Annotated in this window: 22 protein-coding genes; 11 read left to right on the forward strand and 11 right to left on the reverse strand. The window is 40.6% G+C overall.

Annotation, left to right across the window (positions count from 1 at the left end; all coding sequences use genetic code 11):
• Positions 1 to 37 precede the first annotated feature (37 nt).
• The 3 genes from ftsH to HMAT_RS14490 are packed head-to-tail and all read left to right on the forward strand — an operon-like array spanning position 38 to position 3,453.
• Positions 38 to 2,122, forward strand: coding sequence for an ATP-dependent zinc metalloprotease FtsH (gene ftsH, locus HMAT_RS14480; protein ID WP_104383577.1), 2,085 nt, complete (start codon positions 38 to 40; stop codon positions 2,120 to 2,122).
• Positions 2,123 to 2,179: 57 nt separating this feature from the next.
• Complete coding sequence (locus HMAT_RS14485) at positions 2,180 to 2,827, forward strand: lactate utilization protein (protein ID WP_104383578.1); 648 nt, start codon at positions 2,180 to 2,182, stop codon at positions 2,825 to 2,827.
• A gap of 2 nt (positions 2,828 to 2,829) precedes the next feature.
• On the forward strand, positions 2,830 to 3,453 hold the full coding sequence (locus tag HMAT_RS14490) for a rhomboid family intramembrane serine protease (RefSeq protein WP_104383579.1): 624 nt from the start codon (positions 2,830 to 2,832) through the stop codon (positions 3,451 to 3,453).
• On the opposite strand, the gene HMAT_RS14495 is transcribed toward HMAT_RS14490, so the two are convergent.
• Complete coding sequence (locus HMAT_RS14495; RefSeq protein ID WP_104383580.1) at positions 3,450 to 4,994, reverse strand: YifB family Mg chelatase-like AAA ATPase; 1,545 nt, start codon at positions 4,992 to 4,994, stop codon at positions 3,450 to 3,452. The two genes, HMAT_RS14490 and HMAT_RS14495, sit on opposite strands and share 4 nt — an antisense overlap.
• A gap of 239 nt (positions 4,995 to 5,233) precedes the next feature.
• Between HMAT_RS14495 and HMAT_RS14500 the strand changes: the two genes are divergently transcribed.
• The 3 genes from HMAT_RS14500 to HMAT_RS14510 all read left to right on the forward strand — a co-directional run bounded on the left by HMAT_RS14500 (position 5,234) and on the right by HMAT_RS14510 (position 6,548).
• A complete protein-coding gene (locus HMAT_RS14500; RefSeq protein ID WP_104383581.1) occupies positions 5,234 to 5,503 on the forward strand; it encodes a YtxH domain-containing protein in 270 nt (89 codons plus the stop codon).
• 129 nt (positions 5,504 to 5,632) lie between these two features.
• Complete coding sequence (locus HMAT_RS14505) at positions 5,633 to 6,052, forward strand: hypothetical protein (RefSeq protein ID WP_104383582.1); 420 nt, start codon at positions 5,633 to 5,635, stop codon at positions 6,050 to 6,052.
• The gene (locus tag HMAT_RS14510) at positions 6,045 to 6,548 is read left to right on the forward strand and encodes a hypothetical protein (RefSeq protein ID WP_104383583.1); all 504 of its coding nucleotides are present in this window, start codon (positions 6,045 to 6,047) and stop codon (positions 6,546 to 6,548) included. The genes HMAT_RS14505 and HMAT_RS14510 overlap by 8 nt, the downstream gene beginning before the upstream one ends.
• On the opposite strand, the gene HMAT_RS14515 is transcribed toward HMAT_RS14510, so the two are convergent.
• Complete coding sequence (locus tag HMAT_RS14515) at positions 6,545 to 7,483, reverse strand: GDP-L-fucose synthase (protein ID WP_104383584.1); 939 nt, start codon at positions 7,481 to 7,483, stop codon at positions 6,545 to 6,547. The two genes, HMAT_RS14510 and HMAT_RS14515, sit on opposite strands and share 4 nt — an antisense overlap.
• Before the next feature lie 156 nt (positions 7,484 to 7,639).
• On the opposite strand from HMAT_RS14515, the gene trmB reads away from it, so the two are divergent.
• From trmB to HMAT_RS14540, 5 genes are all read left to right on the forward strand, one after another.
• Complete coding sequence (gene trmB / locus HMAT_RS14520; protein ID WP_104383585.1) at positions 7,640 to 8,296, forward strand: tRNA (guanosine(46)-N7)-methyltransferase TrmB; 657 nt, start codon at positions 7,640 to 7,642, stop codon at positions 8,294 to 8,296.
• A 650-nt stretch (positions 8,297 to 8,946) separates the two neighbouring features.
• Entirely contained in the window at positions 8,947 to 12,201 is a 3,255-nt protein-coding gene (locus HMAT_RS14525; protein WP_104383586.1) for a SusC/RagA family TonB-linked outer membrane protein, read from the forward strand.
• Positions 12,202 to 12,212: 11 nt separating this feature from the next.
• Positions 12,213 to 13,682 carry a SusD/RagB family nutrient-binding outer membrane lipoprotein gene (locus HMAT_RS14530; protein ID WP_104383587.1) on the forward strand — a complete coding sequence of 490 codons (1,470 nt, stop codon included), beginning with the start codon at positions 12,213 to 12,215 and terminating at the stop codon, positions 13,680 to 13,682.
• A gap of 3 nt (positions 13,683 to 13,685) precedes the next feature.
• A complete protein-coding gene (locus HMAT_RS14535; protein WP_158655890.1) occupies positions 13,686 to 14,945 on the forward strand; it encodes a DUF5689 domain-containing protein in 1,260 nt (419 codons plus the stop codon).
• A gap of 125 nt (positions 14,946 to 15,070) precedes the next feature.
• Positions 15,071 to 15,751, forward strand: coding sequence for a DUF937 domain-containing protein (locus HMAT_RS14540; RefSeq protein ID WP_104383589.1), 681 nt, complete (start codon positions 15,071 to 15,073; stop codon positions 15,749 to 15,751).
• Positions 15,752 to 15,819: 68 nt separating this feature from the next.
• On the opposite strand, the gene HMAT_RS14545 is transcribed toward HMAT_RS14540, so the two are convergent.
• From HMAT_RS14545 to HMAT_RS14585, 9 genes are all read right to left on the reverse strand, one after another.
• Positions 15,820 to 16,806, reverse strand: a complete 987-nt coding sequence (locus HMAT_RS14545; protein ID WP_104384010.1) for a rhodanese-related sulfurtransferase — start codon at positions 16,804 to 16,806, stop codon at positions 15,820 to 15,822.
• A gap of 94 nt (positions 16,807 to 16,900) precedes the next feature.
• On the reverse strand, positions 16,901 to 17,116 hold the full coding sequence (locus HMAT_RS14550; RefSeq protein WP_046673143.1) for a DUF3820 family protein: 216 nt from the start codon (positions 17,114 to 17,116) through the stop codon (positions 16,901 to 16,903).
• On the reverse strand, positions 17,116 to 17,871 hold the full coding sequence (locus HMAT_RS14555; protein WP_104383590.1) for a glycosyltransferase family 2 protein: 756 nt from the start codon (positions 17,869 to 17,871) through the stop codon (positions 17,116 to 17,118). Before HMAT_RS14555 ends, HMAT_RS14550 begins: the two co-directional genes overlap by 1 nt.
• A 2-nt stretch (positions 17,872 to 17,873) precedes the next feature.
• Positions 17,874 to 18,788, reverse strand: coding sequence for a glycosyltransferase (locus HMAT_RS14560; protein ID WP_104383591.1), 915 nt, complete (start codon positions 18,786 to 18,788; stop codon positions 17,874 to 17,876).
• A 3-nt stretch (positions 18,789 to 18,791) separates the two neighbouring features.
• On the reverse strand, positions 18,792 to 19,664 hold the full coding sequence (locus HMAT_RS14565) for a glycosyltransferase family 2 protein (RefSeq protein WP_104383592.1): 873 nt from the start codon (positions 19,662 to 19,664) through the stop codon (positions 18,792 to 18,794).
• Entirely contained in the window at positions 19,665 to 21,125 is a 1,461-nt protein-coding gene (locus HMAT_RS14570) for a lipopolysaccharide biosynthesis protein (protein WP_104383593.1), read from the reverse strand. It abuts the gene before it with no gap.
• Between the two features lie 23 nt (positions 21,126 to 21,148).
• Positions 21,149 to 21,892 (reverse strand): DeoR/GlpR family DNA-binding transcription regulator, encoded by a 744-nt coding sequence (locus tag HMAT_RS14575; protein ID WP_104383594.1) that lies wholly within the window; start codon positions 21,890 to 21,892, stop codon positions 21,149 to 21,151.
• Positions 21,893 to 21,958: 66 nt separating this feature from the next.
• Positions 21,959 to 23,185: a hypothetical protein gene (locus tag HMAT_RS14580; RefSeq protein ID WP_104383595.1), complete on the reverse strand. Its 1,227-nt coding sequence runs from the start codon at positions 23,183 to 23,185 to the stop codon at positions 21,959 to 21,961.
• A 120-nt stretch (positions 23,186 to 23,305) separates the two neighbouring features.
• Complete coding sequence (locus tag HMAT_RS14585; protein WP_104383596.1) at positions 23,306 to 24,031, reverse strand: YebC/PmpR family DNA-binding transcriptional regulator; 726 nt, start codon at positions 24,029 to 24,031, stop codon at positions 23,306 to 23,308.

Here is a 24,031-nt window from a genome sequence, read left to right on the forward strand (position 1 = left end):
ATTCAACAATTTATACAGAAAATATAATTACGATATAATGAAAAAAATCCCAAGTAGTAAGGTAAGTCCAAAACCGCCGAAATTCAATTTTGTGTGGCTTATGATTGCCATGTTTTTAGGTTTTTTTGCCTTGCAATATGTTTTTGGAGAGAACCCGGCTAAGGAAATTAGCTATAGTGATTTTGAAACACGCATGTTAAAAACCGGAGCCGTCGAGCGTCTGGAAGCATATAAGAAAAATGATCTTGTCGAGGTAGAAGTTTATCTAAAAAAAGGTTGGAAAGACAATCCAAGTTTTAAAGATGTAACCAAGAGCAATGATCCGATTCCGAGTCTTGCTGGCCAGGAGGAAACAGGCCCCCAATATATCTTTAAGGATGCCTCAGCGGAGGTGTTGGAGAAGAAATTAGCAGCATCACAAGCTGAATTGGCTCCGGGAACACCTAAAGTGCAATTGAAATATGCTGATCGTTCCAATCCTTGGGCGAGCTGGTTTGTGACATTTATGTTACCGTTGTTGGTACTGGCAGCGATCTGGATTTTCTTGATGCGCCGCATGGGTGGTGGTGCTGGTGGCGGCGGTGGTGCGATCTTTAATATCGGCAAATCCAAAGCGCAGTTATTCGATAAAGAATCGCAGATCAACATTACCTTTAACGATGTTGCGGGTTTAGAAGAAGCAAAACAAGAGGTGATGGAAATTGTGGATTTCTTGAAAAATCCACGTAAGTACACGAATCTAGGAGGTAAAATTCCGAAAGGAGCATTACTTGTAGGCCCTCCGGGAACAGGTAAAACCTTATTGGCAAAAGCTGTTGCAGGTGAAGCACAAGTACCTTTCTTCTCTTTATCGGGCTCAGACTTCGTGGAGATGTTTGTCGGTGTGGGTGCTTCACGTGTCCGTGACCTGTTCAAACAAGCGAAAGAGAAAGCGCCATGTATTATCTTCATTGATGAGATTGACGCGATCGGTCGTGCCCGTGGTAAAAATTCAATGATGGGTGGTAATGACGAACGTGAAAATACATTGAACCAATTGTTGGTAGAAATGGATGGTTTCGGTACGGATTCAGGAGTTATTATTTTAGCAGCAACAAACCGTATTGATGTATTGGACACAGCATTGTTGCGTCCGGGACGTTTTGACCGTCAGATTTCTATTGATAAACCAGATTTGATCGGTCGTGAGCATATTTTTAAAGTACACTTAAAGCCATTGAAGTTATCTGCAGAGGTAGATGCCAAAAAATTATCGGCACAGACACCGGGTTTTGCGGGGGCAGAGATTGCCAACGTATGTAACGAAGCTGCGCTAATTGCTGCACGTAAAAACAAACCTGAGATAGATATGCAAGATTTTCAGGACGCCGTGGATCGTGTGATCGGTGGTCTTGAGAAAAAGAATAAAATCATTTCTCCTGAAGAGAAACGTATCGTTGCTTACCACGAAGCAGGACATGCTATTGCTGGATGGTACTTAGAGCATGCAGATCCTTTGGTAAAAGTATCTATCGTTCCGCGTGGCGTAGCGGCGCTAGGATATGCACAATATCTTCCACGTGAACAGTTCTTATATACAACAGAGCAACTGGTAGACAGCTTGTGTATGACTATGGGTGGACGTGTAGCCGAAGATATTACTTTCGGAAGAATATCTACAGGTGCTCAAAATGACCTGGAACGTATCACCCAGCTTTCTTATGCAATGATTGCCATCTATGGTATGAACGATAAGGTCGGAAATGTGTCTTTCCGTGACAGCTCAGAGGCGTCTTTCCAAAAGCCATATTCTGACAAAACGGCAGAGCTGATTGATGCTGAAGTTCGTAATCTGATTACCGATGTCTATGCACGTACAAAACAACTTTTATTGGATAAACGTGAAGGATTGATTAAGATTGCGGAGAAACTATTGGAAAAAGAAATTCTTTTCCAATCCGATCTTGAAGAAATATTAGGTAAACGTCCTTTTGAAACCAAGACAACCTACGATGAGTTTGTCAATGGTGCCGAGGGGGGCGGAGTACCGCAGACTGATTTACCGTTGGATGTCCACCCTGAAGAAGCTACTTCAAAAGATGAACAGCGATTAGACAATAATCCGTCAGGTAGTTTAAACTAATTTAGATTTTGCAGCGCTAGAAAAACTCTAGCGCTGTATTTATATTGCTATTGAGCCATGAACGTGAAGAACGCGACAGCGAAGGAGGTAATGTTAAAACGTATACGACAGGCATTACTTCAAAAAAACGATAATCCACATCCTAATTTCAAAGAAACACCCCTTTACAAAGAAGAGGATGAATTGGTTGATCTTGTTTTTGTTCGTGAACTGACAGCCGCTGGTGGCAAGTTTCTTTATTGCGATGGTGAGATCGGCCTCATTGAGAATTTGATTACGTTGACAGAGGTCAATAATATAAAAAATATCTATGCCTGGGAGCAGGGAATCCAAAATCTGTTAAGTCCCTATGGTTTTCCATTTTTCAAAACAGAGAAAGACTTCGAGTCTGCCAATGCGAGCATTACCTCGTGTGAAGCATTGATTGCACGTAATGGCAGTATTATGGTGAGTAATGCAAATGCTTCCGGACGTCGTCTGAGCATCTATCCGCCGATTCATATCGTTGTCGCTAAAGCCTCTCAATTGGTGTGGGATGTGAAAGATGCCTTGGCTTATATGCAGAAACGTTATGGGCAGGAGATTCCAACGATGATTTCAACGATTACGGGGCCTTCCCGGACAGCTGATATTGAGAAAAGATTAGTTTTGGGGGCTCATGGCCCCAAAGAACTCTATGTTTTACTTTTAGAAGACCGTTTTTAACCATGCTGACTTATTATTTACAGCAAACTCCTGTAGCAAGTGTTATTTTCTTTTTTACGCTTGTAACGAGTATATATACCTTTTCTCATGAGCAGCTCTATAGTAAGTTAATGCTCCATCCGTATAGTATCGCACGCAAACAGCGCTTGTATACCATTCTGACAAGTGGTTTTATCCATAAAGATTGGGGGCATCTCCTGTTCAATATGATCACTTTCTATTATTTTGCGTTTGGATTGGAGCGAATACTGGCGCAGGCCAGTCCTTATGGGCATCTTTTTTTCGCTGTGATTTATTTAGGTAGTTTGCTGTTAAGCGATATTCCAACGATTATAAAACAGAAAAATAATTATGGCTATTACAGTTTAGGCGCTTCAGGTGCGATTTGTGCGGTGCTGTTTAGCTACATTCTCTTTGATCCAACAACCAAGATAGGAGTAATGTTTATCATTGGTATGCCCGCTTATCTATTTGCCTTTCTGTTTTTGGGGTATTGCATCTGGGCCTCCAAAAAGGCCCAGGATGGGATTAACCATGATGCGCATTTCTTTGGTGCATTATCTGGATTGATCCTGACGATCATTTGTTTTCCTTGGGTAATAAAACATTGTCTGGCGCAGTTTTAAAATTTCCCGCCCCAGGTTTCTTTGTCTAAATTTCTGTATTGGATTGCTTCAGCGAGATGGTGGTTTTCGATCGTTGGACTATTTTCCATGTCTGCGATAGTGCGGGCGACTTTTAATATTCGATCGTAAGCTCGTGCAGAAAGATTCAAGCGGTCAATGGCTGTTTTAAGTAATTGCTTTTGCGATTCGCCGATCTGACAGATCGCTCTGGTAAGCTTTGTGCTCATATGCGCATTACAATGGATATCGGTATAGGATCCAAATCGTTGTTTTTGGATTTCTCTTGTTTGAATGACACGATTGCGAACGATCTGACTGTTTTCAACGGGACGGGAGGCGCTCAATTCGTCAAATTGTACCGGGGTGACTTCTACATGCAGATCAATGCGATCCAACAAAGGACCTGATATTTTACTTAAATACCGCTGAACGGTGTTGCTGCCGCAGATACATTCCTTTTCGGGATGGTTAAAGTACCCGCAGGGGCAGGGGTTCATCGCCGCTATTAACATAAAGCTGGCCGGATAATCAATGGATAATTTTGCCCGGGATATGTTGATGGTCCGGGATTCCAGTGGTTGTCGCATGACTTCCAGGACACTTCGTTTAAATTCGGGAAGCTCATCCAGAAATAGTACGCCGTGATGCGACAACGAGATTTCACCGGGTTGGGGGTTGGAGCCACCACCGACCATGGCAACATCAGAGATGGTATGATGTGGTGCGCGAAATGGTCGAGTCGTCAGTAGAGCATCTTTAGCTTTGAGATTTCCCGAAACAGAATGAATTTTGGTAGTTTCCAGAGATTCGGCTATATTAAGCGGCGGTAGAATCGTTGGTAATCTTTTCGCCAGCATGGTCTTTCCTGCTCCTGGTGGACCTATTAGAATGACATTATGACCTCCGGCCGCAGCTATTTCTAATGCTCTTTTAATATTTTCCTGTCCACGAACGTCCGAAAAGTCAACATCATACCTATTTGTTTCTGTGTGAAAGAAGGATTGGATGTCGACTTTAGTTGGAGCAATATTTTTCGAATTATTGAGAAACTGGACCACGTCGCTGAGGTTTTCGACAGCGATCACATCAATTCCAGTAACGATGGCGGCTTCCAGTGCATTTTGTTGTGGAAGTATGATCCCTTTAAATCCATCCTTTAATGCTTGTAGAGCGATGGATAAAACGCCTCTAACGGGTTTTATACTACCATCTAAAGACAACTCGCCCAAAATCAGGTAATGTTCCAATAGATTGCTTATTAACTGTCCAGAAGAGGCAAGTATACCGATCGCAATAGATAAATCGTAGCTGGAGCCCTCTTTCCTGATGTCAGCTGGTGCCAAGTTGACCACAATTTTTTGCCGTGGCATGTGAAGCTGACAGGAAGTAATGGCACTTTCAATACGTCTGAGGCTTTCTTTGACAGCATTGTCAGGAAGTCCGACGATATAATAATGCAGTCCTGTAGAAACTACAACCTCAACGGTAATGGTACATGCCTCAATTCCATAGACGGCACTACAATAGGTTTTGTTCAACATGAATTTTATAATCGGTTGATTTAAAGATACTAAATATTAAATTATAAATAATAATACTTTGGCGAATTATTGTAAATCGATAGAGAATTGTTGGAAAATGACTATATTGTAATTAGATAGATTCTAGTAAATAATGGATAAAATGTGGTATTTGGCAAACGATTTGCTTTATAAATTGTATTATTATCGAAGACTAGATTCATCGTATAATAGAATTAGAACTTTAAAAAGAAAAAGAAATGAATGACACAAGTAAAGTAGCTTTGGCGTTGTTGGCAGGTCTTGCTGCGGGTGCAGCTTTGGGAGTTTTATTTGCTCCGGATAAAGGATCAGATACAAGAGATAAGATCAATGATTCATTAAGCGATTTGAGTGATGCTATTCGTGAGAGAGCTGAAGAACAATTCGATCAATTGAATGAATTTAAAGAAAAAATTGTCTCCACCTTAAAAGGTAAATTAAACCAGGCCGAGGAGATTGTAGACGATGATATCATCGAGCATGCATAGAGTGCAAGTCGTCCTTTGGGATGATTTGATGAAATACATAGGATTATAGGCTATTTCAAAAGACCGAATTCAAACAATTAAGAAGTTCATATTGGGACTTTTGAGATAGCCTACATAAATTTTAGATGAATGGAAGAAGAAAAATTTTCACTTAGTGGTACTTTCCAGAAAACCAAGGAGTACATAGATTCCCAGTTTAAGCTTGTTAAATTGAAGACAATCGAGCGTTCATCGCGCCTGATTGCTAGTTTAGTAGTAGATGCGACCAAATTAATCTTTACTTTGTTTGTTGTCTTTTTCTTATGTTTAGCATTGGGATTTTGGCTAGGTGAACTATTGGGAAGCTATTCATTGGGATTCTTGGCAACAGCGGGTATTTTTATGGTGATTATCGTGATCATACGAGTTTTTGAACCCGCTTTGGAGTCGAAGTTTATGGATCTTTCTATCCGCCGCTTTTTGGCCAAATGGAATGATGAAATCGAGGAAGAAGAGGAAGACTTGAAAAAAAAGGAAAAATTTGATAGAGAAGGGGCTACAAATGAATAATAAGCAGACGAAAATACGCAATTTAAAAGAGCTTAAGGAAGAAATTGCTCGTTTGAAAGAACTTAAAAACGAACAGGAAGCTTACTTGAAAGCACAATTCACTTTGTTTAATAATAAGATTGAAGCTCCAATCCGATTTTTCAATTCATTAAAAAATAATATTCCCGGAGTAAATATCGTTCAGCAATTATTTGCAAAAAGTAATAATCCCGATTCAGATTGGTTGACAAAAACCCTGCGTATAGGTGTTCCTTTTATTATGAACAGATTGTTTCTGAAGAACACAGGCGTACTGAAAAAGGCACTGATGTTGTTGTTGTCTGAGCGTGCTGTCGGTCAGATCAATCAGGATAAAATCAGTGGTTTAATCGGCAAACTCACTAACTTTATTCGTCCCAAAAAGAAGAAGAAGAAAGGCTCACAAATTGAAGGAGACGTTCCACTTAAAGATGAAGTCAACGAATATGGTATTCCTTCCTATAGTGAAACCTATTAGGAGTTTGCTTCCTCTTTTTTCAGGAAGTCAGCATAAGCCAATTTAATTCCCTCGCGGAGATTGATTTTATGCTTCCAACCTAATGCGTGCAATTTGGATACATCCATTAATTTGCGTGGTGTTCCGTCAGGTTTACTGCTATCGAATGAGATTTTGCCTTTATATCCGATAACTTCTTTAATGAGCTCGGCAAGGTCCTTTATGCTGAGGTCTTCGCCGATACCGATATTAACAAACTGTTTTTCATTATAATTATTCATTAGGAAGACACAGGCATCAGCCAGATCATCTGAAAAAAGAAATTCCCTTAGGGGAGTTCCGGTACCCCAGATAACAACTTCATCCAAGTTGTTTACCTTAGCTTCATGAAATCTACGGATCAGGGCCGGTAGGACATGCGAGTTTTGCGGATGATAATTATCGTTGATACCATACAGATTGGTTGGCATCACTGATATAAAGTTACAGCCATATTGGTCACGAAAGGCTTCGGCCATTTTAATACCAGCTATTTTGGCGATTGCGTAAGGCTCATTGGTGGGCTCAAGCGTGCCCGTCAATAATAGATCCTCGTTTAAAGGCTGCGGGGCCATTTTGGGATAGATGCAACTCGAACCTAAAAACATCAATTTTGTAACTTCATTATCGTAGGAGGACTTAATGACATTATTCTGTATTGCCATATTTTCGTAGATGAAATCCGCACGATAGGTATTATTGGCCATGATTCCACCAACTTTAGCCGCAGCCAGGAAGACATAATCAGGTTTCTCTTCGTTGAAAAAATCAGCAACTGCCTGTTGGTTGCGCAGATCTAATTCTTGAGACGTACGAGTTACGATGTTATTGTACCCCAGTTCCGTTAATTTGCGATATATTGCTGATCCGACCATTCCTCGATGGCCTGCTACGTAAATTTTAGCGTCTTTTTCCACGATAAGTTATTGATTCCTGCAAACTTAGATAAATTGCTTTTTATATGCAATATAAATTGCCTGTGTAAAGACATTTTATCGGTATTCCCGCGGGCATCAAGATTTATTTTTTTTAGCGGGAATATAAGGTTATTTTTGCGGGATATTAATTAAAAAATGGGAAAGGATAAACTACGTAAATTTGCCGAAGTAGCGACTTTTGAGAATGTCATCCAGCTCGATGCCGGCAAAGAATATAAAGGAAAATGGGCGGAGAAGCAATTTGGAAATACAAACCCGGTTGTTTTGGAACTTGCCTGTGGTAAAGGAGAATATACGGTGAATTTGGCGCGCTTGTTTCCGGAAAAGAACTTTATTGGTATTGATTTTAAGGGCAACCGTATTTGGCGTGGTGCAAAAACAGCATTGGAAGATGGTATCAAGAATGTCGCATTTTTAAGGATACAGATTGAAACGCTTCTTGAGCACTTTGCTGAAAATGAAATTGATGAAATTTGGATTACCTTTCCAGATCCACAGCCGCAGGACAGTCGCGAAAAGAAACGCTTGACAGGTCCTAAATTTTTGGACCGTTACAAGATTGTCATGAAGCCAGAAGGGATGATGAATCTAAAGACAGATAACGATGGTTTCTATGCGTATACCCTGGAGCAAATAGAGCTACAGAACCTAAAAAAATATAAAGAGACAACAGATCTGTACCGCTCTGACTTGGTCGATAATGTTTTATCAATCAAGACGTACTATGAGAAAAAGTATCTCGCCGACGATAAGAATATAAACTATGTGAAATGGAGCTTTGAGAAACGCTAATATCAAATTTTTCATTATATTAAGAAAGCCCAAACGAAAGTTTGGGCTTTTATATTTAAAAAAAAACCAAGTATATCAAATCTAATCGCCCGAATTTAAGCCTTTTATGTTGACACCAACTGGGGTTAGGTGCTGACTTAGTAGAGATTCAGTGCAGCTCAAGTATTGTTACAGTATTGATTAAGTATCGATAACGTATTTATATCTAATGATGATCCACTACTTTATTGGAACAGGTAGCGCTTTGGAGTGTCATGAATTGCATATCTGATTGAGCTAAAACTTATAAAAGCTATTCTTTTTCTTTTTTGAGTTGAGACCTTTCTAAGCTTGATGCTGATTTTTTGTTGTGTTATTGGTTTTATATAATTTCGATTTATTTCGTTTTTTGTAAAATATTAATTATTTTCGATTCTGTAATAATAAATAACCAACTTATAGTAAGTGCTTTTTAAACCTAATGCATGAAATTCCTATTGATACTGGATTCTTCTGCATTTTTATAAGATGTAAATCGGGAAAGATGTTTCTTAAAGGAAATGATATTCGAAACAATTGTTAACAGAAAGAAAACATTAAGTTAAAACAAACTTTTTGTTAAGAATATACTTTTGTCCCAAATTGAAAATTAACAATTTACACTAATATCTATGTTTAGTATTAACCCTATCCAAATTAATCTAAGGCACTCATCCTCAAAAGTGCTATTTGCAGCATTGATTGTTGCCTGCAATCTGGATGTAGCTTCGGCGGCTGTTCCAATGGAAGACAGTCATGGAGTCATCCATAATTTTAATCAGGGGAAGATTAAAATTAAAGGAAAAGTTGTAGATAGCAAGACGAAAGAGCCACTGGCTTCGGTTTCAATTCTTTCGGACGGAATAGCGAAAGGGACAACAGATCGGAACGGTAATTTTGAAATAGAGGTTGAAGCAGGAGCTTTGATCCGTTTTCAATTAATTGGCTATGAGGGGCAGACGAAGACCTTTGCAACAGGACAGTCTGAGGTGAAAATAGCTTTAGATGTTACTTCCGAGGCCCTGAATGAAGTTGTTGTTACGGCGCTGGGTATTCAACGTGAGGAGAAAGCACTTGGTTACTCCATTAGTACCGTGAAAGGGGAGGAATTGACCAATGCGATTTCAAACAACTGGACAGATGCATTAACGGGGAAAGTTGCTGGTCTAAATTTAGTGAAATCTGGAGCAGGACCATTGGGATCCAATAAAGTTATTCTGCGTGGAGAAACCTCAATGACGGGTGAGAATGATGCGCTTATTGTTGTGGATGGGATTATCATGGGAGGTGGAACGAGAATGACAGGGAACGGAAATTCGGCCTATTTGGATGGTGATTCACCCGTAGATTTTGGATCTTCTTTGGCTGATATTAATCCTGAAGATATTGAGTCAGTTTCAGTTCTGAAGGGGCCTGGGGCTGCTGCATTATATGGGTATAGAGGGTCTCGTGGTGCAGTTATTATTACTACCAAAAAAGGAAAGAGTATACAAAATAGAATAGGAGTTACTGTCAATTCAAATACAGCAATCGGAAGCATTAATCGATGGCCTGATTATCAGTATGAATATGGGCAAGGCGCTATAGGGCAGGACCTGTATTACTCCTATGGTCAATCGGAAGATGGCGCTAGTACATTGAGCACTTCATCTGCTTGGGGGCCCAAATTTGATGGTCAATACTATTACCAATATGATCCCGCTAATTATAGGCAAACGCCTGCCGAGCGTACACTTTGGCGACCTTATGAAAACAATCGCAAGGACCTGTTTCAAACGGAGTTGACTTCGACAAATTCCATTAGTGTTTCGGGATCAACGGAGAAAACAACAGCTCGATTTTCATATACTAATGTAACCAATAAGTGGATTATTCCCAATATGGGCTATAATAGGCACACAATTGCAACGCAATTTAGCAGTAAGATCACTGATAAATTAAACTTATCGACAAAAATTAATTTTAATAATAGAGGTTCCGACAATTTGCCTAATAGCGGTTACAATAATCAAAGCTATATGTATTTTGTTCGGGGGATTGTTCCGAATATAGATGCGGCTTGGTTGGATCAGAATTGGCTTCCAGGTAAGGAGGGCATTGAACAAATGACACCATTCTCCAATTTACTGGATAATCCGAGAACGATTTCTTATGATATGGTCAATGCACAGAATAAAAATAACCTGATTGGAAATGTGCAGTTAGATTATAAGTTTACCAATGAACTAAGTTTGATGCTCCGGACAGGGATTGATATGAGCTACGACAAACGTAAGCAGTCAAGACCTTTTGATACTTATAAATATGCGTTTGGTTACTATCGTGAACAATCTATTTATGCCGAGGAACGAAATTCGGATTTTTTATTACAATACAATAACCAACGTTCGGAAAACCATCGTTTTGGTGTTTCAGCCGGGGGAGCCTTATTAAACAACAAATACATTAAAGATGATGCATCAGCAAATAGTCTGATTTATCCGAATCAGTATAAGTTTGCAAATGCAAGAGAAAGGGTACTTTATGATCCATATAGAGCGGAGTACGCTATTCATAGTGTCTATGGTTTGGCCAATTATAGTTATAAAGAAAGATATTTTATTGACGTTACAGGACGTGTAGACTGGGCAAGTACATTAGCTTCACCTAAAAGAAATGAAGTTAAGCCTTTCTTTTACCCATCGGTTAATACAAGCTTTATCTTAAGTCAAATCTTTGAATTGCCAAGATCAATCAACTATTGGAAATTACGGGCCTCTATTGCTGGAGTAGGAGGAGGAGGAACCAAACCCTTTAATAACTTTTATGGATATAGCAGTGTGATCGGATTTAACGGTGGATTATCTAATCCTTCGACAGTTCCTGACGAAAATTTACAAGCCGAAAATACCTTGTCTTATGAATTAGGAACTGACTTTCGGATGTTTAAAGACCGAATAAAACTGGATTTGACGGTGTATCATACATTGATGGACAAGCAGTTAATCGAAACGCCTGTAGATCCTTCCAGTGGTTATAGACGAAAGTTCACCAATGGTGGGGAGGTTAAAACTCAAGGAATTGAGATTGCTTTATCGGGAGATATTTTGAAAAGTCAGGACAAGTTAAACTGGAATATGTATGGGAATTTTACCCATTATGATTCGGAAGTCGTTTCTATACCCGCTTCGCTTGAAGGGAGACTTATTCTTTCTACATTGTTTGGTAGCCGCGGTACTATAGAGGCCATACCAGGGCGTAGATTTGGTGATATCTGGGGACTAGGTTATGAAAGAAATCCCGATGGAAAGATCATCTATGCTGATGGTGTACCTGTATTGGCACAAGAAAGCCGTTATATTGGTAATCCCAATCCGACCACGAAATTTGGTTGGGGCAATGAATTCAAGTACAAAGGTTTCCGCTTTAATTTCCTATTTGATGGACAGTTTGGCGGGGTGGGTTATTCATTAACGCATGCTGTTCTGATGGAAGAGGGGAAATTAAAGAAGACGCTTCCGGGACGTTATACAGGGATTATTGGCGACGGCGTTGTGCTGAATCCAGATGGAAGTTATAGCAAAAATACGGTCGTTGCAACGGCTGGGGATTATTATGCAAGACATTTTAATCGTGACAATCTTGAATCAAACACTTTTTCTACTGATTTTATCAAACTGCGGGAAGTTAGATTGGATTATTCATTGCCGAAATCTTTTTTAAGCCGTTACAAAATTGAAAAAGCATCTATTGGTTTATATGGTCGCGATCTTTTTGTATTTACTAAATGGCCAGCTTTTGATCCAGAATTTGCTTCTTTGACCGGTAGTGGAATTGAGAAAGGAGCTGAAATTGCTCAATTTCCTTCGACGCGGACAATGGGTGTGAATCTATCATTTTCATTTTAATTATTGACACTATGAAAAAATATATCCGTATAACATTTTTACTCATTCTCGGGAGTATAGTATTCCAGAGTTGTACTAAAGATTTTGTAGAAAAGAATACCGATCCCAATAAAGTTTCTGCAGTAGCACCGCAAAGCTTGATTGCACCAGCTTTGGTAAATGTGTTGAGTACTAATCTATCTCGTAATTTAAGGATCAATAACGAATTGATGCAGGTTACAGTCACAATAAATGATAATTTGGAAATTCAGCGCTATGAGATTCGACCATCGGAATCGGAATCAAGTTGGTCCGGTTGGTATGTGCAACTGACGAATATTAGAGATATATATCAGAGAGCAAACGACGCAAAACAGGTCGGTTATCAGACTTATATGGGCATTTCCTTAGTCATGGATGCATGGGTAAGTTCCCTGATCACCGACATGTATGGTGATGTGCCGTATTTCGATAGTAATAAAGGTTTTTCCGAAGGTAATCTTACCCCTAAATTTGATAAACAGGAAGATATCTACGGAGATATTTTCCGAAAACTGGAGGAGGCCAATACCTTATTGAAAGAGAATGTTGCGGTGGAATCGGCCAATACCGCGATGGATCCAATTTATAATTCAGATGCCACAAAATGGCGAAAATTTGGTAACTCTCTGTATTTAAGATTATTATTGAGAGTTGCGCATAAAACTGAAAGTAATGCTGTCGCCAAGATCAAGGAAATATTAGAGACTAATGTAGCGGAATATCCGATTATGCAAAGTAATGCGGAGACAGCAGCTTTGTATTACACCAATGTACAGCCATATATGAACCCCAATTATAATGTGCGTGATATTGATTTTAATGGCACGAGGGGATATTCTGAATTTTTTATTAATAATTTGATGGACCTTGGCGATCCTCGTTTGAAGATCTGGGCTACTGAAGCTACCCTTGGTATCTATGGCGGTATGCAGTCCGGTTATGCTCGGGGAAATGTTCCTGAACGTCAATCTACACTCCTTGCAGCATTAAAATCAGATGCACGTATGGGAAATATGATGAATTATGCTGAATTGCAGTTTATTATCGCCGAATGTGGTATCAGGGGCTATGCGAATGTCGATGCTTCAGCCGCAAATTTGAAAGGAGTAAACGCAGCCATGGAATTTTGGGGAACAACAGCGCCAGCAACTTATCTTACAAATCCAAAAGTAGCTTTTTCTAACGCTGACCCCGAAACTGAAAAACTGAAAAAAGTGCATCTGCAAAAATACTATGCCATGATGTTTACAGATTTTCAACAATGGTATGAGTATCGTAGAACGCAGTTGTTGGATCTGTATAAGGGGCCTGGTTTATTAAATAACGGGAAAATGCCAGTGAGATTAAATTACCCGATTATTGTCCAGTCTCTTAATAGAGAGAATTACCAAGATGCGGTCAGTCGTATGGGAGGGGATGGGATAAATGAAAAAATGTGGTGGCAACCAACAATCAACTAGTTTATGAAAAAGTTAAAGATAGTAATGTGGGCTGCGTTGGCAATGTCAACGCTCCTAACAGGCTGTAAAGAGGATATCAATGAGGCTATCGGAGAATTAAATCCTGAAATATCATTATATACATTACGTAGTCTTCACAAGAATACGGATTTGCAGCTTAACGAATCCAATGCACTAGGCGCCAAGTATGTTAAAGCGCTCGTGGTCTCACGTGCGGAGAATAAGAATCTGCCTGAAAATACAATTGCTGTTCAGAATATCTGGCGAAATCAACGTAGGGGAATATTGGTTGAAGTCACTGATGCCTCAAGCTTTAAATTTGGTGATTCTGTTCAGATCAATATTAATGGTGCAAAATTGGTCAAAAAATCTGGTCTAATGGTTTTATCTGCAGTGAATAATCAACAGGTCAATGTCTTTGCCTCGAATAGGAATGTTGCCCCGCTAGCCGTATCGGTCGCTAACCTTAAAGCGAAATTCGATGAGTTTGAATCAACTTACATCGATGTTACGGCTGATGTTGAGCCGGAGCCGACATCAGGGACAGCTCTAAAAGGCGATAAGATCTTGATGGATGGGGATAAAAATGAGATTACCTTGCATACAGAGGATGATGCAACATTTGCGGCGCAGTCTATTGCTCCAAGTGCCTCTTTCAGAGGAATTGCATTCAGAGAGGGGGATAAGCTGCAGATTCGCATGCAGGACTATTCCGATATGGCTTATGCGAGTGGCAAATTATATGCCGGATGGCCGGAGACCTTTGAGGCATTAGATGCAAGCGTGAAAGGGAGCTACGATATGGGCGAAAAGAACGATGTGCCTTTTTCAACTGGGCAATGGAAACTATATCAGGCTATTCTAGGAACCACGGCTGGTCGTGATCGGATTGTTTCCGGTAAAAATGCAATCCGTATGCAACAAAACTTGAGCGTAGATGGCTATGTACAAATGAATTTTGATATGCCAAATGGCGCCTCAAAAGTGACACTTTGGTACGGCTCATATTATACGGATCGGTCATGTACGTTTAAGCTGGAATATTCTACGGATCAGGGCGTGACTTGGAAGCAAACAGGTGAATCCATTGCAGACGCACATCCAACTTCGCAGAGTCTGAATTCAAAACAGGCCGTATTCTTAATGAATGTTCAGGGAGCTGTTCGTTTCAGGGTTACTAAACTCGGTCTCGGGACCAGTAATAATGTCATTAATAATGGAAGGTTAGGTCTGGATGATATTGCGATCTATAAGAGTTATTAGATTGAACGATTGATCTTATAAGCCCTGTGTAGTTAACACTCCACAGGGCTTTTTGTTGTTGGCATATATTTTCTAAACTCCTCAGAAAAAATCGTTATCTTCATCATAACTATAAACGAAGACTTATGAACTTAACAGACTTAGTTACAGGCGGAGTAGGCTCGAAAGCAATTGAAGCCATTTCTAAAATGACAGGTGTCAGTGAATCCAAAGCAAAATGGATTGTGGCAGCAGCTGTTCCTTTAATGATCGCAGCATTGAATTACAATGCGAAAAACAAAGGTCAATCGGAAAACATCGATAAAGCGATCGATCAACATAGCGGTGGAGGTATCTTCGATAAGATAGGAGATTTATTCGGTCAGGGCGGATCCGACGACGGGAACAAGATTGTCAACCATATGTTTGGGCAAAATACAGAAGTGGTCACACAGAATATTGCCGATAAAGCGGGTATTAGTTCAGCGCAGGTAACTGGTGTTTTGGCAACACTTGCACCTATTGTCATGGGATATCTAGGGCAACAAAAACAGGCCTCCAGTGGTGGCGGTATTGGTGATCTGATCGGTTCTGTTTTAGGTGGTGGCGGACAGCAAGGTGCCGGCGGTGGTATGCTTGGGGGAATTCTTGGTTCATTTTTAGGTGGTGGACAGGAAGAACCTACCCAAGAAACGCCACAAGCTTCTGCGGGTGGTAGTATGACTGATATGTTGGGCGGTTTGGCCGGTAACTTCTTTGATAAAAGTAACGATGGCCAGTCCAAAGGGAATATCCTCGATTCGATCGCAGGAATGTTTACGAAGTAAAATACAATCTTACAGCATAAAAAAGTCGGTAACTGATCAGTTACCGACTTTTTTTATGCTGTATTGAATTAATTTTCAACCTTCACCTTAGGTGGAAAATTCTTATGTTTTCTCTTGCTGATTTTGTCTACATTGACTGGTTGAGGTACCTTCACATAGTATCCTGTCCCATCATATTCCCGTTTATTTGGGCTTTCTTTGCAGGCAACCGAACAACAACCGTCCATTTCCCAGCCACATTCATCACATTGGGTAAAATGCTCATTACATACCGGATTGGCACAGTTGATCATCTTAGTTGTCTGTTTGCCACAATTGAAACAGGTTGATACAACAGATGGGTTGACTGAGTTAACATCGACTGTGACACGATTGTCAAATACATAACATTGGCCTTCGAAATCTTCGCCACCAGCTTCTTTGCCATATTTAATGATTCCACCATGTAATTGGTACACATCCTCAAATCCCTCTTTTAGCAATAGGGCAGAAGCTTTTTCACATTTGATACCACCCGTACAGTATGTCAGTATTTTTTTTCCTCTATATTGTTCAAGCTCTTTGATCTTTTCTGGAAACTCGCGGAAATTATCAATGTCCAGAGTTACAGCATTTTTAAAGCGACCTACATTATGCTCATAGTTTGAACGCACATCCAATACAACGACATCTTCCTGGTCTTTCATCGCCAAGAAATCTTTTGGCTCCAGATGCACACCTGTTTGGCGGTTTGGATCGATTTCTTTGGGATCTCTTAATCCAGAGTGCACGATTTCAGCTTTGTAACGGCAATGCATTTTGATGAAAGAAGGTTCTTCAACATGATCGATTTTAAATTCCGTTTTGTTAAAACGACCATCCGCATAAATTGCAGCCATATACTGCTGACAAGCCTCACTCGTACCCGAAACGGTACCATTCAAGCCTTCATCAGCAACAATAATACGTCCTACTAAGTCAAGTGATTTACAGAATTCAAGGTGGTCAGCCGCAAATTGTTCTGCGTTTTCGATAGGGCTGTAACAATAGTACAGCAATGTTTGATATTGTGTCATGATATTCATTGATACCGCTGCAAACGGCGTTTAATGCAAAAATAAATTCACTGCAAAGCTACGAAAAATAATAAATGGAAGAAAATGACCTTTGTCACCTTTTCTTCAAAGGTTCCAGGAGGTATTCCAGCCCATTTAGCTTGATCTCATACAGTGTGGCCAGTTGTTGGCCTAATTTGCCTTTAGGAAACCCTTTTTGATTGTACCAGACCAAATAAGGCTCCGGGAGATTGCATAACGTGTAGCCTTGATATTTGCCAAAAGGCATTTTAACCGTTACAAGTTCAGTGAGGATTTCAGGATTTAGCATTAGTCTTGGGGTTTTCCGTAATTAACGCGGTACCAGATCGCTTTTAATGCGATGACCACATGGTTGAATAGATTGGGAATGGCACCGTAATAGTGTTTGAAGATGGCGAAGCGTTCTTTTAGCGACTCCTTATGTTTCTGTTTTGACATCCCGCCGACGAGATAACGCGCTACATATTGATGCGCATTAACCGATTTATTTGCCTTTTTAGCACAGCGAATGACCCAATCTATATCCGCGCATAGTCTGTAATTGAGGTCATAGGGCTCCGCAATACTTCGCTTGATATAGATCGCCTGATGACAGATGTTCATGCCATAGCGAAAGCTCTTCCAGTCAAAATTTGCAGGTACCTTATGTCTTCGCTCACCGATAATATTTCTGTTTTCGTCTATTAGGATTGTTTCACCATAGAGGATATCGGCATCATTACTGAGTTTCGCTAAGTTTTCGATGGTATTGAGATCGTATATTTCATCACCTGAATTCAGAAAAAGAACATAGTCACCTGAGGCTAAAGCAAGACCTTTGTTCATTGCATCATAAATTCCCTTGTCTTTTTCAGATAATAAAACCGCAATTTTGTCCTGATATTTGTGGATAACCGATAAGGTACCATCGGATGATTCGCCGTCAATGACGATGTATTCAATATTGTCGTAGGTCTGGTTAACAACCGATGTAATGGTGTGCTCAATATCCCGCACATTATTGTAAACGACAGTGATGATTGAAAATTTTGGATGAGCAGCCATGTCTATTTATTGAATTTGTTAATTTTCTTTCTGAGGAACCGGATACCCCGGCTGAGTAAAGAACCTTTCCGATGTGCATAGAAATATTTGATAGCTTCATAGGCCTGCCTATTCTCCGCAATTTCTGTTGGAAAGAAAACTACAGGATGATCAGCCAATGTAACCTGATAGGTTGATTCTGCAGCCGTATGGGTGCCTGAACCATCATTGCCGATATTCTGTGTCATCGAATTCCTCGGATACAAAACTAGTCCATTTTTTTTGAATACCGAAGCGTACCAGCGGATTGCCCAGGAATTGATCTTTCCGCTGCGAAGCTCCTGTACCTGCTTCCAAAAGTTCTCTTTTCCTTCAATACTGAATTGGTGAATCTGGTCATCCGAAAAATCGGAAGTAAGCTCATCAATGTCGGGGTTAAAATGTTGCCAGGCACGATCCCAGGTTGCCCAGCCCCAGCTATTGGCGACGCGAAAGAAAAATGTTTCCGGTAGCTCATTCAGATTTTGTACTGGGTAACTGTAGCCACTGATCTGCATGACCTGTTCATCTTCCCGATAACGGTCTAGCGCTTTATTAAAATAGTCGAGCGCAAATGCAGACGTTTCAAGATCATCTTCCAGGACTATAATCTGTCCATGTTCCCGCACAACTTCAGTGACACCATCAATGACATTGGCGGCCAGCCCCCAATTCTTGTCCCGTTCGATAATTTTAATCTGTTTAAAATACCAGGGTTTTTTAATAATCTTACGCACCTCTTCTACAGCCTGAACCGCACGTTCATCCTTTGCTGCGTCCGAGTAAATATAGAGAGCCGTCTGGTCAGCATACTTGTTTTTCTCAAGTGCCGCAAGAGTCTTTAGCGTATGCGCTGGGCGATTATACACAAAGAGTAAAACTGGAGCAGGACTATCCATCGATCAAAAAATTTTGTTAAAAGCTTTTTTATTAGTCCGACGGGTATTACAGACTACCCCGGTCTTACCCAATAGTCTAAAAGCAATATTGAAATAACTTCTTGTTTCAAAAATACGACCTTTACCTAAAGAAGATAGCATTTTCTTTACGCTCGCTAATATAGCCATCGAAAAGGCCTTTGTGAACGTATAATTGATATTGCAATATTCCGTCAGATGATAGACGAATTCGCTTTTTAGAAAAGCTTGGCGATCTACTTGGCGCTGTTGTCTATCGTGATAGGCCCTGGCGTCTTCAGCCAGCACAAAGTTCAGTCCATAATAATGGATGCGGTTGGCATAATCTTTATCTTCTCCATAATGGAAAAAGATCGGAGAAAAACCGCCGACTTTTTTGATGACAGCTTTTGGTATCAACCAAAAAGCAGCATTGACGAATGAACAAGTTCGATAGGAATTTTCAAGCTGTGCATGCTTCGTGTAGACTGAGAAACCATGATCGAGTTTTTTCTCCGTTCCATCGTAGTGGATGGGGGAAATAATTCCGACGTTTGTTGTGCTTACCTTGATCAGGTTAGCGATGCAGTTCCGATCTATCCAGGCGTCCTGATTGACCAAAAAGGCGTAGTCATAATCTTCCTTCAGGGCGATAGTTAACCCCATGTTATTGGCCTTTCCAAAACCGAGGTTTTCGGGACTTTCTATTAGTCTGACTGTAGGGTAAGTTTCTTTGATGATACGGGTAGTATGATCCCCTGAGTTATTATCTATAACAAGGATATCCGTTTGATGGCCCGATGCTAGCAAACTCGGCAAGCATTTGTGAATCCAAGATTCAAAATTATAAGAAACGATTATGGTGAGAATCTTGGTCATCTATTTTTTTCGGATAACTGTGATGAAATAGCTGAATAATTCAAGCAGAATACCTGGTTTAAAGATTCTGTTGACGATGATATATGCACATACGGCGACGGCAATAGTACTAGCAAACCGGAGATAAAGGTTGGCAATGGATGCGGTGGCGTAGTGCGCTGCCAAGCAGCTGATGCCCGCCAATGCTGCATACGAAAAAACATCCTGAGCCAGGTAACTGAATGAATAGGTCATATAGGGTTTGGCCGATGCGTACCAGACAAATATCCATAACGCATTTAATCCAGAAGTCAATGCAATTAGCATTTCAATCCCAAGTGATTTGCCGAAGACTAAAATAGCGATTTGGAGTAAACCAAAAACGACGATATTTCGCATATAGATCTGAGACTTTCCTTTGCTGATAAGCAGGCTGGAGAAGACATTACTTACCGAATCGAAAGCCGCACCGATGCAGAAAATCTGAAGAAAAATAGCACTTTGCAGCCATTTTTCAGTGATTGTTATAATAATAAAATCCTGAGCAACTGTGGTTAAACCAAATAACATCGGAAAGGCTAAAAAAGCCGTGAAGGAGATCAGTTTGCGGAACACACGAACTTGCCTGTCTTTATCGTCTTCTATCTCACGAAGAATCGGTTGTGTGACGTTATTGACCATGTTGGTCAATATGGACTGTGCCATTTGGCTCCATTTATTAGGTTGGACAGTACGTCCTAATTCTTCGGCAGAATAATGTTTTCCCAGGATTGCGGCATATATATTTTTATTGATATTGATAAAAATATTGGTGACTAATATCTTACTGCTAAACCCTAGAATATCTCGGATAGGACTGAAATCAAAAGTAAATGAGGGGTTGAATTTGGAGAAATACCAAAAACCAAGCATATTAAAACTGCTATAGGAAACGATTTGAACAGCAAATGCCCAATAAGCATAACCTTTATAGGCTAAATAAATACCGATAGTATTTGATAGAATAAGGGCCAGAGTCCCTGTGATCACCCTTTCTTTGATCTTTAAATTGCGAAAAAGATAGGCATTATGTGCTATCCCGAAGCTTCCTAACCAAAAGGAAAGAAAGGTAAACCGACTGAGTTCGATAAGTACGGGTTGGTTGTAGTAAAGGGCGATCAGCGGAGCTGAAAAGAACAAAACAATGTAAATAGATGTACCTATTCCGACACTTGTCCAGAATACAGCATTGTAATCTTTGTGTTGGACTTCTTTTTTGTTGACAATCCCATACACAAATCCACTTTCCTGAAATGCCGAGGCAAGAACAGAAAATATAGTAATCATGGCTATTAAACCGTAATCAGCCTCCGTTAGTTTACGATTGAGTAGAATGCCGAAGCCGAAGCTCAAAAACTGCTGAATGATGCTGGCCATGCCACCCCACAGCAGTCCTTTTGTTGTTTTTGATTTTAAAGAGTCATTTCCCGTTTGCGATGACATGCTAAATTAAATGAGCGGCAATATTAAAGTATTGCAATTGTATTCGCAAATTCTTTTAAGGAAACATCAGTCGGATTGATATCAGTAATCAAATAGGAAATATCACGTAGCGGTACTACTTTCATCTTCTGGACGGAATTAAGTTTTTCCGCGATACTGAGTATAGCAACCTTCTTAGAGCATTTGATCATTGCGCGTTTGATCTGTACGACTTCCCAGTCCGAATCCGTTACCCCATCTTCTACAGAGAGCGAGTTGGTGCCCAGTAAACAGAGATCTACTTTTAGGTCTGCCAATTCATTGGCTACCTGTGCGCCTGATACAATGTTTGTATTACGTGACAGCTTTCCGCCGACCAAGATCACCTCGAGGTTGGGCTTCTCCGCCAGTTCCAATGCGACTAATGGACTGATCGTAAAGAATGTACATTGAAGATGGTCTGGAATCGTACGCGCCAGCTCAATCAGGGTTGTTCCTCCGCCCACCAATATGGTCATGCCATTTGAGATCAATGAGCTTGCTTTTTTTGCAATTTCTTTCTTAGCTTCTTTTGCATAGACATTTCCGTCCTGAAAAGGAAACTGAAAAGATTTGGAAAGTGCTCCACCATAGACTTTTAATACTTTGCCATTTTCTGCAAGCTCGTTCAGGTCACGTCGGATGGTATCTTCGGATACATTGAGTTGCACACTTAAATCTGAAGATAAAACTTTGTTGTGTAGATTGATCTGATGTATAATAAATGCTTGTCTTTCTTCCTTTAACATTGGTCTTTGGTTTTAATCGGAGTTATTAAACTAGTTGAAAAAAAATCAGTTTAAATGTAGTGAAAATTATTCTTCCTTTTTATCAATTTTTGTTAAACCCGCTTTAAAGCGAGGTTTGAACCCTGTTGGCTTGTTTGTTGTAGCCTGTTCCTGCGCCGTATCGTCGTTCTGTTGCGGTTCACCAGTCGGCTTGGCCATGTTGCTTTCCGTTAGTGTTGGCGTTGCTTGTGGTGCAGGATCAACGGTCTGCTTCGCGCTCAGGTCTTCTGTTGGTGGAGCCACTTGCTGTTCCGAGTCGGTATTTGCTGCTTTGGTTATCCCTGCTTTAAACCTCGGCCTGAAGCCGGTGGGTTTCGAAATTTCGGTTGCTGAACTGCCCGAAGCCTCTGCAGGTGAGGATGTATCCGCTGGCGTCGCATCCGCTACCGAAGAGCTTGCGGATTGAACAGGTTCAGCCGCCTGTGCGTTATCCGTACTTCCTGTTTTCGTTATCCCTGCCTTAAAGCGAGGTGTGAACCCCGATGGTTTAGCTATTGTTGGTTCCTGCTCACTAGCTTCCTGTTGCTGTTTGTCAACAGTGTTCTCTACAGTCGCGGGCTTTGTTTGCGAAGAATCCGTATTTCCTGTTTTCGTCACACCGGATTTAAACCTAGGTTTGAAACCTGCGGGTTTGTTTGCTGCGGTGGTATCCGTTTCAGCAGTATTCCCTTGTTGTGGTTTAACAGATGGATTAGCTGGGCCAGCTTCATCAAAAGTTGAAGCTGCCGGTTGAACAGGTTCAGCCACCTTTGTCACACCCGGTTTGAACCGAGGTTTAAAACCTGTCGGTTTAGCTGCTTCTGGAGCAGTGTCGTCCGACGGATCTGTCGGGGTAGACGTTTCAGTTGTAGTCGCTGTATTTTTAGTGATGCCTGGTTTAAAGCGTGGCTTAAATCCTGCGGTCGAATTTGTCGGGGCTGTTTTAGGTTCCTCTTTCTGATCAGCAGGCTCAGTCGGGGCCGTCGCTTTAAACCTAGGTTTGAAACCTGTCGGTTTTGCAGCAGTGGTCTCCGATGGGGCCGGCGCCGTCTCAACATGATCTTTCTGGACAGGTTTTTTGATAAGCGAGGCTTCTTCTTCCGCCAGATGGTAGCTCTTACGAAGCTTGTTGAACCAAAACTTTTTGCTATGATCAAAACTTTTCTCCCCCATAGCGTAATAGTGAGCTCTGAACTCTTCGAATAAAGGTTCATCTGCAGCTTTTAAAGCTTTTAAATCAATTTTCTTTTTCGTGAAAAATTCTTCAAATGTCATCCTGTTACGAGTTTGATATAGTCTATTACAAATGTAGTAATTTTTCTGACGGCGCTGAGGAGCCTTTTTATAAAAAAAGAGCGACAAGCGCTCTTTTTAGATATTTTGTGAGATAACAGCTTAAGCCATATTATGGTATACTGCCTGTACATCATCATCCTCTTCAATTTTATCGATCATCTTCAGCACATCCGCAGCTTGTTCTTCTGTAATGTCAGAGTGCGATAAAGCGATACGTTCTAATTTTGCCGAGGTTACTTCGATACCTTTCTCTTCCAGCAATTTTTGCATATTACCGAAATCCTCAAAAGAAGTCTGTACTACAGCAACATCATTACCTTCTTCATCAGCTTCAACGTATAATTCTTCCAAACCACCATCGATAAGCTCTAGCTCCAATTCTTCAAGATCCAATTCTTCTGTAGCCGCAAAACGGAAAATAGATTTGCGATTGAAAATAAAATCCAATGATCCTGTTTTTCCCAATGAACCACCAGCTTTTGTAAAATAGCTGCGGATATTTCCGACGGTACGGTTGGTATTGTCAGTTGCTGTCTCGATCAAAACCGGAACACCATGTGGGCCATAACCCTCATATACATATTCTTCATAGCCTTTTGAATCTTTCTCCGAAGCACGTTTTATAGCCGCTTCGATACGATCTTTAGGCATATTTACAGCCTTAGCATTATGTATTGCTGTGCGAAGTCTCGAGTTGGTTTCAGGGTGCGGGCCGCTTTCTTTAACCGCCATAGCGATCTCTTTACCTAAACGTGTAAATTGTACGGCCATCTTAGCCCAGCGTTTGAATTTCCGCTCTTTTCTGAATTCGAAAGCTCTTCCCAT

The organism is Sphingobacterium sp. HMA12, assembly GCF_002933815.1.
GTDB lineage: Bacteria > Bacteroidota > Bacteroidia > Sphingobacteriales > Sphingobacteriaceae > Sphingobacterium.

Coding starts and splice junctions, on each gene's coding strand:
- HMAT_RS14555 (WP_104383590.1), bottom strand. CDS start 17,871: ATGGCTGCTCATCCAAAATTTTCAATCATCACTGTCGTTTACAATAAT.
- HMAT_RS14500 (WP_104383581.1), top strand. CDS start 5,234: ATGAATGACACAAGTAAAGTAGCTTTGGCGTTGTTGGCAGGTCTTGCT.
- HMAT_RS14570 (WP_104383593.1), bottom strand. CDS start 21,125: ATGTCATCGCAAACGGGAAATGACTCTTTAAAATCAAAAACAACAAAA.
- trmB (WP_104383585.1), top strand. CDS start 7,640: ATGGGAAAGGATAAACTACGTAAATTTGCCGAAGTAGCGACTTTTGAG.
- ftsH (WP_104383577.1), top strand. CDS start 38: ATGAAAAAAATCCCAAGTAGTAAGGTAAGTCCAAAACCGCCGAAATTC.
- HMAT_RS14565 (WP_104383592.1), bottom strand. CDS start 19,664: ATGACCAAGATTCTCACCATAATCGTTTCTTATAATTTTGAATCTTGG.
- HMAT_RS14525 (WP_104383586.1), top strand. CDS start 8,947: ATGTTTAGTATTAACCCTATCCAAATTAATCTAAGGCACTCATCCTCA.
- HMAT_RS14535 (WP_158655890.1), top strand. CDS start 13,686: ATGAAAAAGTTAAAGATAGTAATGTGGGCTGCGTTGGCAATGTCAACG.
- HMAT_RS14560 (WP_104383591.1), bottom strand. CDS start 18,788: ATGGATAGTCCTGCTCCAGTTTTACTCTTTGTGTATAATCGCCCAGCG.
- HMAT_RS14575 (WP_104383594.1), bottom strand. CDS start 21,892: ATGTTAAAGGAAGAAAGACAAGCATTTATTATACATCAGATCAATCTA.
- HMAT_RS14490 (WP_104383579.1), top strand. CDS start 2,830: ATGCTGACTTATTATTTACAGCAAACTCCTGTAGCAAGTGTTATTTTC.
- HMAT_RS14505 (WP_104383582.1), top strand. CDS start 5,633: ATGGAAGAAGAAAAATTTTCACTTAGTGGTACTTTCCAGAAAACCAAG.
- HMAT_RS14540 (WP_104383589.1), top strand. CDS start 15,071: ATGAACTTAACAGACTTAGTTACAGGCGGAGTAGGCTCGAAAGCAATT.
- HMAT_RS14485 (WP_104383578.1), top strand. CDS start 2,180: ATGAACGTGAAGAACGCGACAGCGAAGGAGGTAATGTTAAAACGTATA.
- HMAT_RS14530 (WP_104383587.1), top strand. CDS start 12,213: ATGAAAAAATATATCCGTATAACATTTTTACTCATTCTCGGGAGTATA.
- HMAT_RS14585 (WP_104383596.1), bottom strand. CDS start 24,031: ATGGGAAGAGCTTTCGAATTCAGAAAAGAGCGGAAATTCAAACGCTGG.
- HMAT_RS14550 (WP_046673143.1), bottom strand. CDS start 17,116: ATGCTAAATCCTGAAATCCTCACTGAACTTGTAACGGTTAAAATGCCT.
- HMAT_RS14495 (WP_104383580.1), bottom strand. CDS start 4,994: ATGTTGAACAAAACCTATTGTAGTGCCGTCTATGGAATTGAGGCATGT.
- HMAT_RS14545 (WP_104384010.1), bottom strand. CDS start 16,806: ATGACACAATATCAAACATTGCTGTACTATTGTTACAGCCCTATCGAA.
- HMAT_RS14580 (WP_104383595.1), bottom strand. CDS start 23,185: ATGACATTTGAAGAATTTTTCACGAAAAAGAAAATTGATTTAAAAGCT.
- HMAT_RS14510 (WP_104383583.1), top strand. CDS start 6,045: ATGAATAATAAGCAGACGAAAATACGCAATTTAAAAGAGCTTAAGGAA.